This is a genomic window from Thiothrix lacustris DSM 21227 (genome assembly GCF_000621325.1).
GTDB lineage: Bacteria > Pseudomonadota > Gammaproteobacteria > Thiotrichales > Thiotrichaceae > Thiothrix > Thiothrix lacustris.
The window spans coordinates 87,862-99,775 of sequence record NZ_JHYQ01000017.1 but is presented as its reverse complement, the minus strand read 5'-3'; the positions used below and the strand labels follow the sequence as shown (position 1 = coordinate 99,775).

Genomic DNA, 11,914 nt, shown 5'->3' with positions numbered 1-11,914 from the left:
TTAATCGTTGTCGGCAACGTCAGCAGCAAGGCGCTCGTCAAAACCAATATGGCTAAGTCTGTATTGGATGCAGGGTGGTCAATGCTGAAAACACAACTTGATGCAAAATCGAAAGCGATGCAAGGCGTGTTTCTCGAAGTCAACGAAGCGTACAGTACCCAAGCCTGTTCGTGTTGCGGAAGTATTTCTGTCAACAGTCCGAAAGGTAGAGCAGGACTTGGAATAAGAGAATGGACATGCCCCGACTGTGGGGAGCTGCACGACAGAGATGTCAATGCAGCCCGGAACATTCTCACGGCAGGACATTGCCGTCTCGCAGGAGGAATCCCCCGGCTTTAGCCGTGGGGAGGATGTCAACGACATGCAAATCCACAATCCAACCACCACTACCCGCTGCAACGAACTCGACCTGATTGCTACCCACTTGCCGCTGGAAAATGCCACCGTGCTGGAACTCGGCTGCGGCAAGGCTCAGATGACACACCGCATCGCCGAACGCTTCCCAAGCGCCCACATCATCGCCACTGAAGTCGACCAGATCCAGCACGCCCACAACCTTACCAGTGAACACCCGACCAGCATCAAATTCAAAGCTGGCGGCGCACAAGCCATCGACGCACCCGACAACAGCATGGACGTAGTATTCATGTTCAAATCGCTGCACCACGTTCCCCGCGAACTGATGGCGCAAGCCATGCAGGAAATTGCCCGTGTCCTCAAGCCCGGCGGGCTGGCGTGGATTTCTGAACCCGTGTATGCAGGCGAATTCAACGAGATACTGCGCCTATTCCATGACGAAAAAGTGGTGCGCGAACTGGCCTTCCAAGCCGTATGCGACGCGGTAAACGCGGGTACGCTGGCACTGGTGGAACAAATTTTCTGTCACACCGAATCACGTTTTGCCGATTTCAACGAATTCGACCAGCGCATTATTCAAGTAACGCACACCAACCACCAACTCGATGACGCGCTCTACCAGACCGTTAAAGCCCGTTTCGAGGCACATATTGGCGCAGAAGGCGCACGTTTTGAGAACCCAGCCCGTTTCGATGTGTTACGTAAGCCTTATTGTGCTTTGTAAAGTGTCGTGTAAAACTGTTTGCAACGGCCAAAACCATCATAAGGATACCGCATGAATTACCATTTTGACTCTTCTGCCAATGCCGCAGAGCTGCACACGGACTGCGTGGTAGTAGGTGTTTACAAAAATGCCAAACTCTCCGCAGCCGCCACACAGATCGACACTGCCAGCCAAGGCGCTATACTAGCTCATCTGGATTTTGGCGATTTCACCGGCGAAAAAGGGCGCACCAGCCTGTTGTACAAACTGCCCGGTGTCACCGCCAAACGGGTGCTGCTGGTCGGCATGGGTGAAAAAGACAAATTAACGCAAGAAACCCTGATAACCCTGACTCAGGCAGCCGTCAACGCATTAAAAACCTCCAAAGCTAGCAATGCAGTAAGCTTTCTCACTGATGAAACGGCTTCAGAATTCATCACTGCCGCTGTACGCCAATCCGTCATCGCCGTTGCCGATGCGCTTTACACCTTCGACATCCATAAAAGTAAGAAAGACGAAACACCACGTCCTGCCTTGGAAAGCTGGACAATTGCGCACACCATAGCAGGCGAGTTCAGCACTGCATTGGCACAAGGTAACGCCATTGCCGAAGGCATATGCGTTAGCCGTGACCTTGCCAACAGCCCCGGCAATGTCTGCACTCCCACATATCTGGCCGATATAGCCCAAGAACTGGCTAACTCCTCCAATAAAGTTGATATCAACGTCCTCGAAGAAGCCGATATGGAAGCGCTCGGCATGGGTTCATTCCTATCCGTTTCCAAGGGCAGTGCCGAAGACGGCAAGATGATCATCCTTCAATACCACGGCGGCACAGCAGGCGAAGCCCCGTTTGTACTGGTCGGCAAAGGCATCACCTTCGACACCGGCGGCATCTCGCTCAAGCCCGGTAACGCGATGGATGAGATGAAATACGACATGTGCGGCGCTGCCAGTGTCATGGGCACACTCACGGCTTGCGTTGCCATGCAATTACCGATGAACGTGATTGGCGTGATTGCCGCTGCGGAAAACATGCCCAGCAGCAATGCCAGCAAACCCGGCGACATCGTCACCACCATGTCCGGCAAGACCATCGAAATCCTCAACACCGATGCCGAAGGCCGCTTGGTATTGTGTGACGCGCTCACCTATGTGGAACGCTTCAACCCTGTCGCGGTAGTGGATATTGCCACCCTCACAGGTGCGTGTATCACCGCGCTGGGGCATCACATCTGCGGCTTATTGAGCAACAATGATGCATTAGCAGACGAAGTACTGACCGCAGGCAAACAAGCTACCGATGAAGCTTGGCGTTTACCGATGGGTGAAAAATACCATGATCAGCTCAAAAGCAACTTTGCGGATATGGCAAACATTGGTGGGCCACCGGGTGGCACCATTACCGCTGCTTGCTTCCTGTCACGCTTTACCGAAAGCTATCCGTGGGCGCATCTGGATATCGCGGGGACAGCTTGGAAAAGCGGTGCTGCCAAAGGTGCTACCGGACGTCCTGTGCCCTTGCTGTGCCAAATCCTGATGAATCGCGCAGGTGTTTAAACCCCGTAATGACCAAGATTGATTTTTACGTCGGAAAAACCAACAGCTTGCAGGCGCGTTTATTACTCGCCTGCAAGGTCATCATGAAAGCACACCAGCAGCAGATGCACACTTACATCCACACCGATACCGCTACAACAAGCGCGAAACTGGATGATTTACTATGGACATTCAACGAGCTGGCTTTCATTCCTCACGCACTTGCCCCTACTACTGAGCAAAACAACCGCATCTTGATTGGTCATGACCACGAACCCATGGAAAACTGTGGGTTACTTATTAATTTATCCAATGAAATACCGTCTTTCTTCTCACGTTTTGAGCGATTAGCCGAGATTCTCGATCAGGATGAACCCGTACTGCACGCTGGTCGCAAACGCTACCAGTTTTACCGTGACCGGGGCTATAATCTGGACTACCATCAACTCAAGATTTAAATAAGTTGGAAAATGATGCGCCAAGATCAAGACTTCGACAAAACCATTCGTATCCCCATCGTCACTGACGTGGTACGTGCCGGTGATCCTGCTGTCGTTGAGCAGGTCAAAAATCCTCAAGGCCGTCAAAAGCGTCGTGAAGTGTTTGAACGTCACCTCAAGGAACGTATCGAAGAGCTGCAAGCGGCCACCAGACAAGATGGTTACTCAGGCTTAGCACGTGCACATGCTATCCGCTCGGAAAACAATCACCAGACCAAATCCTCCTCAGAGCACTCACAGATCGACCCTTCCGTAGAGAAGCACATTGACCAAGCACGCGAAGAACTCGTCCGCGAACTTTCCGGGATGTTGAAGCGCTAAAAACCCGCTATAATGCCGCTCTTTTCCGACTTCAAAAAGTAGCGGCATATGGACAAGACCTACCAACCTCAAGACATCGAACAACGCTGGTATCAGCATTGGGAAAAAAGCGGCTATTTCGCGCCACAAGGCGACGGCAAGCCGTATTGCATCATGATCCCGCCGCCGAATGTCACCGGCACACTGCACATGGGGCACGGTTTCAACCAGATGGTGATCGACACCCTGATCCGCTACCACCGCATGAAGGGCGACAAAACCCTCTACCAACCTGGCACTGACCACGCAGGCATCGCCACGCAAATGGTGGTCGAACGCCAATTACTCGCGCAAGGTGTGACCCGCCACGACTTAGGCCGTGAAAAATTCCTCGAAAAAGTCTGGGAATGGAAAGGCCAATCCGGCGATACCATCTGCAACCAATTGCGCCGTTTGGGGACAACCCCGGACTGGACACGCGAACGCTTCACGATGGACGAAGGCTTGTCGGAAGCGGTACGCGAAGTATTCGTGCGCCTGCATGAAGAAGGTTTGATCTATCGCGGCAAGCGTTTGGTGAACTGGGATACCGTGCTGCACACCGCCGTTTCCGACCTTGAAGTCGTTTCTGAAGAAGAAAACGGCAATATGTGGCACTTCCGCTACCCGCTGGCGGATACTTGGGGGCAACCAACCAACGAATTCCTTACTGTTGCCACTACCCGCCCGGAAACCATGTTGGGCGACTCAGCGGTGGCCGTTAACCCGAACGATGAACGTTACCAGCATTTGATCGGTAAAAATGTGCTGTTACCGCTAGTGAATCGTTTGATCCCTGTGGTCGGCGACGATTACGCTGACCCAGAGAAAGGTACGGGTTGCGTTAAAATCACCCCAGCACACGATTTCAACGATTACCAAGTAGGCAAACGCCATCACTTGCCCTTAATTAATATTTTCACCATTGATGCCTGCATCAACGAGATTGCACCGGAAAAATATCAGGGTCTGGAACGCTTTGCGGCGCGTAAGCAAATCGTCGCGGATATGGATGCGCTCGGCCTGCTGGACAAAATCGAAGACCACAAGCTAATGGTTCCGCGTGGCGACCGTTCTGGCACAGTGATCGAACCTTACCTCACCGACCAGTGGTATGTGGATTTGACCCGCGAAACGCTGGATGACGGACGCCCCGGCGGCAAAACCGCGATTGCGCAACCCGCGATTGACGTGGTAGCAAACGGCGAAGTGCGCTTCATTCCGGGCAACTGGGTGAACACGTACAACCACTGGATGAACAACCTCGACGACTGGTGTATTTCACGCCAGTTGTGGTGGGGACATCGCATCCCGGCGTGGTATGACGACGCGGGCAATATTTACGTGGCGCGAAATGAGGCCGAAGTACGCAGCAAATACACGCTGGCGGCTGACCTCGTGTTGCGTCAGGATGAGGACGTGCTGGATACGTGGTTCTCCTCCGCGCTGTGGCCGTTTTCTACGCTCGGCTGGCCGAATGTGGACGATGCAGCACTAAAAGCCTTCTACCCGACGCAAATGCTGATGACGGGCTTCGACATCATCTTCTTCTGGGTGGCGCGAATGATCATGTTCGGCAAGAAATTCATGGGCGACGTGCCGTTCCGCGACGTGTACATCCACGGGCTGGTGAAGGATGCGGACGGGCAGAAAATGTCCAAATCCAAGGGCAATGTGCTTGACCCACTCGACATTATCGACGGCATCGACCTCGAAGCACTGGTTGCCAAACGCACCAGCGGCATGATGCAGCCGCAACTCGCCGCGAAAATCGACAAAGCCACCCGCAAGCAATTCCCCGACGGCATTACCCCGCACGGCACGGATGCGCTGCGCATGACCTTCGCCTCCTTCGCCACCGCTGGGCGCGACATCCGTTTCGACATGCAACGGCTGGAAGGCTACCGCAATTTCTGCAACAAACTGTGGAACGCGGCGCGTTACGTGCTGATGCAGTGCGAAGAGCAGGATACCGGACTGGATGATGCTTTGCCTGTGGAATTGTCAGCGGCGGATCGCTGGATCATTTCCTTGCTGCAACAGACCGAGGCTGAAGTCGCCGACCACATCGACAACTACCGCTTCGACCTTGCCGCCAAAGCGATGTACGAATTTGCTTGGCACGAATACTGCGACTGGTATCTGGAGCTGACCAAGCCGATTTTGGGCAAAGCCAACGACAACCAGGCAGCGAAACGCGGCACACGCCAAACCTTGGTGCGCGTGCTGGAAGCGGCGTTGCGCCTGATGCACCCGATCATGCCGTTCATTACCGAAGAAATCTGGCAAAGTATCAAGGGCTTGGCGGGTGTTTCTGGCGATTCCATCATGCTGCAACCCTACCCCGTCGCCGACACTGCGCTGATTGATCAGGCAGCGCTGGCGGAAATCGAATGGGTGAAAGCCTTCATCATGGGCATCCGCCGCATCCGCTCCGAAATGGACATCAAGCCGGGGCAAGTGCTGGATGTGCTGCTGCAAAACTGGAGCGACACCGACAAGGCGATGTACGCCACCAGCGAAGCGTTTGCGCGGACGCTGGCCAAAGTCGGCAACGTGACGTGGCTGGAAGCCGGTGCGGATGCGCCGGAATCGGCCACCGCACTGGTGGGCGAGATGCAAATCCTCATCCCGCTGGCGGGGCTGATCGACAAAGACGCGGAAATTGCGCGTCTGAGCAAGGAAATCGAAAAGCTGCAAAAGAACCTCGGCGGGCTGGAAGGTCGGCTAAATAATCCGGCGTTTGCGGACAAAGCGCCAGCAGCCGTGCTGGAACAGACGCGCAAGCAGGCGGATGAACAGCGGGCAGCGTTGGCGCAGTTGCAGGGGCAGTTGGAGAAGATTAAAGCCTTGTGATTGACATCTATCATGGGGTAAACATGCGTGTTTACCCCTGCTTCCACAAGAACAATAAGTATGTAGACTCGGCAAATTTAACTATTTACTATTTTCCGCATCCTGATTCAATCGACGAGCTAAACGTATAGCAGCAGCTTTTTCTCTTCTACGTCTCTCACGTTCACGACGCTTATTTGTTCGCGCAATACTTGCTTGTTCACGCTCAAGACGTAATTTTTCTTTAGCCAAAGCTCGTTCTTGTTCCATTACACGTAATTTTTCTTTAGCCAAAATCAGTTCTTGCTCTCCAATTTCATATGTGCCATTTTTTATTGCCTCTGCTTTAGCAAGTCGTGCAATCTTTCTTTTTTCATTTAAAGCTAATTTTCTTTCTTGCTTTATAATCTCAATCTTTCTTCTTTCTTCTGCTTTTTTCAATCTTATTAGCTCTTTCTCTCCAATTTCATATGTGCCATTTTTTATTGCCTCTGCTTTAGCAAGTCGTGCAATCTTTCTTTTTTCTTTCAAGGCTTCTTTCTTTGCCAATTCTATTGCACGCAAAGCTTCCTGTTCAACCTGAACCTTCTTCAACTCCTCTAATTTCTTTAGACGATCTTTCTCAATAAACCCAATAAATTCTTATCTTGCTTTTACAATTGAATTAAGACTTGGCAGAGCTTTTTTAACCACACTATCTAGAGATAAGTATCGGAACGAACCAGATCGCGAATGATAAATACCTATATCAGTGAATTTAAAACTATCTAACTCTTCATTATAAAGAAGAGCATAACCAATAATTTGTCGCAAATATTCCAGCTTTAATGGTTTTATTGTTGTTTTTACATCTGTTAAAATTAATTTTCCTTTACATTTAAAAATACAATCAAAATCAGCACCACCAACCAATCTAGAATTACGAAGAACCGTATTACCAACAGTTAACTCTGCACCAAAGAAATCACCATTTACATCATTTCTATAACTTAAAAAAATATCAACCAAAGATAAAACGTCTTGTATATATGCTTCTCCACCTAAACTTTCAATATATTGATCAAGAACCAACCCTGTCATTATCTCAACTTGATCTTCAACCGCATGATTATCTTTAAAAAATAAATCTTTATTATCATCAAAGTAGAAAGTGGCAAATAATTTTGGCAGAAAACCCGAGCGCAAAACACCATCCATAACTGACAATGCTGTTGCAGCATATACCACCTTGCAATCAGTAGCCGCTCTACCATCCAAATACTTTTTCCCGATTCGAAATAAACCTCTCAAGTATTGCGAAAGAGAAAGGCTATCCAGATTATCATAATAATCCTCATGCAGATGATCATAACCTCTACGATGCAATATATTACCAGCAATGGTTTTATCAAAATCCAGACTATTATTACAACCCATATAGCGAATCAAATAATCCATTGTTGTTCCGACATAAGCGTAAGACGACACAGATGCTGACACGGGAAGTAATGATGGATTTATAGGCAATGCACTCTGTAATAAAGAGAGACACTCTTTTGCACCATTAATATCCTCAAACTCCGAAAAAAATCTGCGAACGGGACTATTCTTATCTTTGAGTTGACTAGTTAGTGACACAAAACCGCCTTAAACTTTGAGAACTTCATATATTAGCAAACCCCGTGTATTGCCGCACCGAAGGATGTCTAAACCCCAATAAAATATCCGCAGTAGGAATTCCCGCATCCACTAGCTCATTGGCAACTCCATATTCTGTGCCGTCGTACTGCACCCAAATCTTACTATCAATCAACTGGATATGGATAACCGCGCCTTGCAGATAATCATCCCCACGCCAACCCGCTTGCAATAAAACGTAATTGCCGTGTTCATCATCAAAACTCACACTGGATTTGATGACATCATCTGCGGAATCGTATTTGAGGTATTCCAGCAGGATTTTTTTGATGATTTCAGGGTAATTCAATTCGGTAGCCATTGTGTGATGACCTCGCTTTCAGGATCAAATACCAGAACTTTAATAACCTTACCATCTAGTAATATCTGACCAATTTCAACAGAGAAAATATTATTCGCCACTCTCCACATACCACACAGCAGCCTCGACCCGCGAGCGCAGATTGAGTTTGCGTAGCAAATGTTTGACGTGCACTTTGACCGTGCCCTCGGCAATATTCAGCTCCCGTGCCACCAGCTTGTTGCTTTTACCGGTGGCAACCAATTCAAGGATACGCTGCTCCTGATCGGTCAAGCCTGCTTCATGACTGGTTTTGGGGTGAATCGCATCATGGCGCATCGCGTGCGCCAACAGGTTGATCAGACGTTCGGTCAGGGTAATGCGTCCCGCAGCGGCTTCGGCAAGCTTTGCTACCAAATCTTCCGGCTCCATTTCTTTGAGCAAGTAGCCATCTGCCCCAGCGCGTAACGCGGCCACCAAATCGCTGGCTTGGTCTGAAACCGTCAACATCACTACCCGTGCATCACTCCCGGAAGCCTTGATCACTTTCAACACCTCAATACCGCTCATGTCCTTCATATTGAGGTCGAGCAGGATCATATCGGGCGCAAGCTCCAGCGCCATGTCGATGCCTTCTTGACCACACGAAGCCTCACCGACGATAACAAAATCAGGCACCATATTGACCAGATAACGCACGCCCTTGCGGAATAAGGGGTGATCGTCGACGATGAGCAGGCTTTGCGGGGTATCATGCAGCATGGGAAGTCCTTATGGTAAATTCAAGTTGTACACGGGTTCCACCCTCAGCGCGGGGCAAGTATTCCAGCGTACCGTGCAAGGCGCGAGCGCGTTCGGCCATGATTGTCATGCCGTAATGGTGCAGCGTTGCACTTTTCTGGATGCCCACCCCATCATCATCAACCCAAAGCTGGACACGACCGTCAGTTTGGCTTTGCAGCGTTACCCAGGCATGACTGGCGTGGGCGTGCTTGAGAATGTTGGACAAAGCTTCGCGCACGATTTGCAGCAAGTGGATTTCTTCATTAGGGCCAAGGTTGAGATTACCCAAATTCACTGTCAGTTCAATCGGCAAATTACCGCGTTCGGTAAATTCCGTAGTGGTTTGTGCCAGTGCCATGCCCAGATCGTCATCTTCCATACGTAAACGGAACGTAGACAGCAATTCACGCAATTGTTGGTAGGAGCTGCTGAGGCCATCACGAAGTTCTTCCAACGCCGCCGTAATTTCCTCCCCCTCTTCAGGGTGCTTGAGGGCATTACGCAAGCGGCTGACCTGAATTTTCATGTAAGCCAGCGATTGTGCGAGTGAATCGTGCAGTTCACGGGCAATGACGGCGCGTTCTTCCAGCAATGACACGCGGCGGTGCTGTTCGCTACGCTGTTCTGAGGCAATGGTGACACCAATATGGCGCGACAAGGCTTCCAGCAATTGCACTTGCCAACGCTCGGCTGTGGTATTGGCAGGCACATCAATGGCCAACATGCCGTAACGTTTTTCGGCATCGGTCAGTGGCATTCGCAGGATTTGCCGTCCATCGGCAAGGGTATCCATGCGCACGGCTTGCGAGTCATGGCATTCCCCGCAACTGTTGGCGCGTTGACACAGGGGGCTACGGTTATTCAAGGCCGTAGTAGCAACGACTTGCCCGTGGGTATCGTTTTCGCCCTTCAAACAAATCGTGCCATTACCCAGACCGAGTACCGCCTCAGCATCGGTGAGCACATGATGAAAAACGGCATTATCGGGGGCAATGCCGTGCAAACGGGTGATGGAGCGGTATAGCAAATCCAGCGAGCGATTGCTGCGGGTCAGTTCGGCGGTTTTCTGTTCCACCCGTGCTTCGAGATCCTGATAGAGCTTGGAAAGGTCTTCCGCCATCAGGTTGAAGGCTTGCGCGAGTTGCCCGATTTCATCATCGCCCGCCAATTCGGTACGCACAGCAAGGTTGCCTTGGCGAATTTGGTCGGTTAACCCCAACAGCGCCTTGAGTGGAATAACCAGAATGCTGTTGACCAAATAAATCGACAGGATGACAGCAAGGATAGTACCAATAATAGCGACACCCAAAATGACACGCAGCACGAAAATCTTGGCTTCGGTAGCCTCTTCAATCTGCTTAACTAAGTCATTGATGTGCTTAACGAATAATGGAATCTCATCCAATACCACAGCATTTTGAGCCGTGCTAGACTGGAGCACCAAGGCGGGCTTAATGCGTTGCTGCCAATCGATTTCTACCTGACGGTACACTTGTTTGAGCGGTGTTGTGTTATCTTCTGGTAACACAGAGAGAATCGAACCTGCCTCCAAGTCCTGTTCAAAACGTTCGATCGCTTGTTGCAGAGTTTCACGGTATTCGGGCTTATCGGTTTGCAACAAACGCTGGTAGAAGGAGGCCATACGCCAGCTTTGCATCCGCAAACTGCCCGCGACGTTGATGGCTTCACCGTTGCCCTGAGTCGTTTCCGCCACCATCCAGGACGTCGACATGCCCACCACCGCCAAAATCGTAATGGCCGCAATCATGCCTCCTACTCGCAACAGTAGTGAGTTTTGCAATTTGTTCCAGAGAAGACGGTTCAAGCGGATACTCCCTCGCGTGGATATACCCATACTATCTCAACGGTATTGCTTAAACCACGAATACCCCCACCCCAACAGCGTCAAACACCACACCGCGAAGGCCACCCACACCATCAGATACGAAATCCACCCCAGTGGCGGAAACTCGGCTGCCAGCCCCAAGCGGAAGCTCGCTACGGCATACATACCCAGCGGGAACACCATGCTCCACATGGCAGGCTCATAAGCTATGGGATAGCGCCGCACAAAGTGCTTCCAGATGCCAAAAATAATCAACATGGGAATCCACCAAGTAGCCCAAGCCCACATCAGCATGGCCATGCCATCAATAAAGGGGTGTAACGCCAGCAAAAAGGTCAAATGCACATCGCCGTTCAGCAACCCTGTCCCCGCATTTGTCCCCACCGCTGCTGCCCCGGTAATGACCCACAACAGCGGTGAAGTATCCTCCGGCTGGAAGCGCTTGAAAAAGATCCGGTAGCAAAACAAGGTAATGAAAATACCGTAAAAAATTAGCCCCAGCATCCACAACAAATGCACTTCAACCAGCATGTAATCAGCATATTCCCCCAGATCCGGGGCAATGATAAGCCCCAACAACACCAGCGATTGCGTACCAGTAATCGAGGAAAGCCAATCGCCATGCACCACATTCACCGTATGCGGATGCGTCAAAAAAGTCAGCACACTAAAACTCAGGTACAACAAGGCTGACCATGACAAAAAGGCCATCACCCAACACGCCATCGCCAACTGTGGATAGCCATGCTGGTGAAATAATATCCCCACAATATTGGTCGCCACCACCAACGTAAAAAAGGCAAAAACCCGGCGGATATTCAGCAAATCGATTTTCACCGCATGGGGAAAACGCAGCAGCCGCCACGCACTTAACAGCAATAATACCACCCAGAAAATCCCGGTGAGTACCGACATCGCCTCATACAACCACAACTGCCCAATCATCTGAAAGCCAATCGCCAGAATGCCCGTCGCCATGACCAGCGCAAAATACCCCGGTGCTAAGCCTTCCAGCCAACGCAAGGATTGATCACGTGATGCATCATCCAGCATGA

General features: G+C 50.7%; 12 protein-coding genes. 6 read left to right on the top strand and 6 right to left on the bottom strand.

The window, feature by feature from the left end; translation table 11 throughout:
• The 6 genes from Q394_RS21915 to Q394_RS0109515 all read left to right on the top strand — a co-directional run.
• Nucleotides 1-339 (top strand): RNA-guided endonuclease InsQ/TnpB family protein (locus Q394_RS21915; protein WP_028489090.1); only part of this gene is annotated, 339 nt, incomplete at its 5' end.
• Nucleotides 275-1,081: a class I SAM-dependent methyltransferase gene (locus Q394_RS0109535; protein WP_245606767.1), complete on the top strand. Its 807-nt coding sequence runs from the start codon at nt 275-277 to the stop codon at nt 1,079-1,081. The genes Q394_RS21915 and Q394_RS0109535, both read left to right, overlap by 65 nt.
• Before the next feature lie 51 nt (nt 1,082-1,132).
• On the top strand, nt 1,133-2,620 hold the full coding sequence (locus tag Q394_RS0109530) for a leucyl aminopeptidase (protein ID WP_028489088.1): 1,488 nt from the start codon (nt 1,133-1,135) through the stop codon (nt 2,618-2,620).
• Between the two features lie 8 nt (nt 2,621-2,628).
• The gene (locus tag Q394_RS0109525; RefSeq protein WP_028489087.1) at nt 2,629-3,057 is read left to right on the top strand and encodes a DNA polymerase III subunit chi; all 429 of its coding nucleotides are present in this window, start codon (nt 2,629-2,631) and stop codon (nt 3,055-3,057) included.
• Between the two features lie 12 nt (nt 3,058-3,069).
• Nucleotides 3,070-3,420: a hypothetical protein gene (locus tag Q394_RS0109520; RefSeq protein ID WP_245606766.1), complete on the top strand. Its 351-nt coding sequence runs from the start codon at nt 3,070-3,072 to the stop codon at nt 3,418-3,420.
• A 48-nt stretch (nt 3,421-3,468) separates the two neighbouring features.
• On the top strand, nt 3,469-6,294 hold the full coding sequence (locus tag Q394_RS0109515) for a valine--tRNA ligase (protein ID WP_028489085.1): 2,826 nt from the start codon (nt 3,469-3,471) through the stop codon (nt 6,292-6,294).
• Between the two features lie 81 nt (nt 6,295-6,375).
• Here Q394_RS0109515 and Q394_RS0109510 read toward each other — a convergent pair whose 3' ends face one another.
• The 6 genes from Q394_RS0109510 to Q394_RS19750 form a co-directional block, all read right to left on the bottom strand.
• A complete protein-coding gene (locus Q394_RS0109510) occupies nt 6,376-6,867 on the bottom strand; it encodes a hypothetical protein (RefSeq protein WP_028489084.1) in 492 nt (163 codons plus the stop codon).
• Nucleotides 6,868-6,915: 48 nt separating this feature from the next.
• Nucleotides 6,916-7,890 (bottom strand): hypothetical protein, encoded by a 975-nt coding sequence (locus Q394_RS0109505; protein WP_156946804.1) that lies wholly within the window; start codon nt 7,888-7,890, stop codon nt 6,916-6,918.
• Between the two features lie 25 nt (nt 7,891-7,915).
• Complete coding sequence (locus Q394_RS0109500) at nt 7,916-8,251, bottom strand: XisI protein (protein WP_028489082.1); 336 nt, start codon at nt 8,249-8,251, stop codon at nt 7,916-7,918.
• 90 nt (nt 8,252-8,341) lie between these two features.
• Nucleotides 8,342-8,992, bottom strand: a complete 651-nt coding sequence (narL, locus tag Q394_RS0109495) for a two-component system response regulator NarL (RefSeq protein WP_028489081.1) — start codon at nt 8,990-8,992, stop codon at nt 8,342-8,344.
• Nucleotides 8,982-10,838 (bottom strand): type IV pili methyl-accepting chemotaxis transducer N-terminal domain-containing protein, encoded by a 1,857-nt coding sequence (locus Q394_RS0109490; RefSeq protein WP_245606765.1) that lies wholly within the window; start codon nt 10,836-10,838, stop codon nt 8,982-8,984. Before Q394_RS0109490 ends, narL begins: the two co-directional genes overlap by 11 nt.
• Nucleotides 10,839-10,874: 36 nt before the next feature.
• On the bottom strand, nt 10,875-11,912 hold the full coding sequence (locus tag Q394_RS19750) for a tellurite resistance/C4-dicarboxylate transporter family protein (RefSeq protein ID WP_038141077.1): 1,038 nt from the start codon (nt 11,910-11,912) through the stop codon (nt 10,875-10,877).
• Between the last annotated feature and the right edge of the window lie 2 nt (nt 11,913-11,914).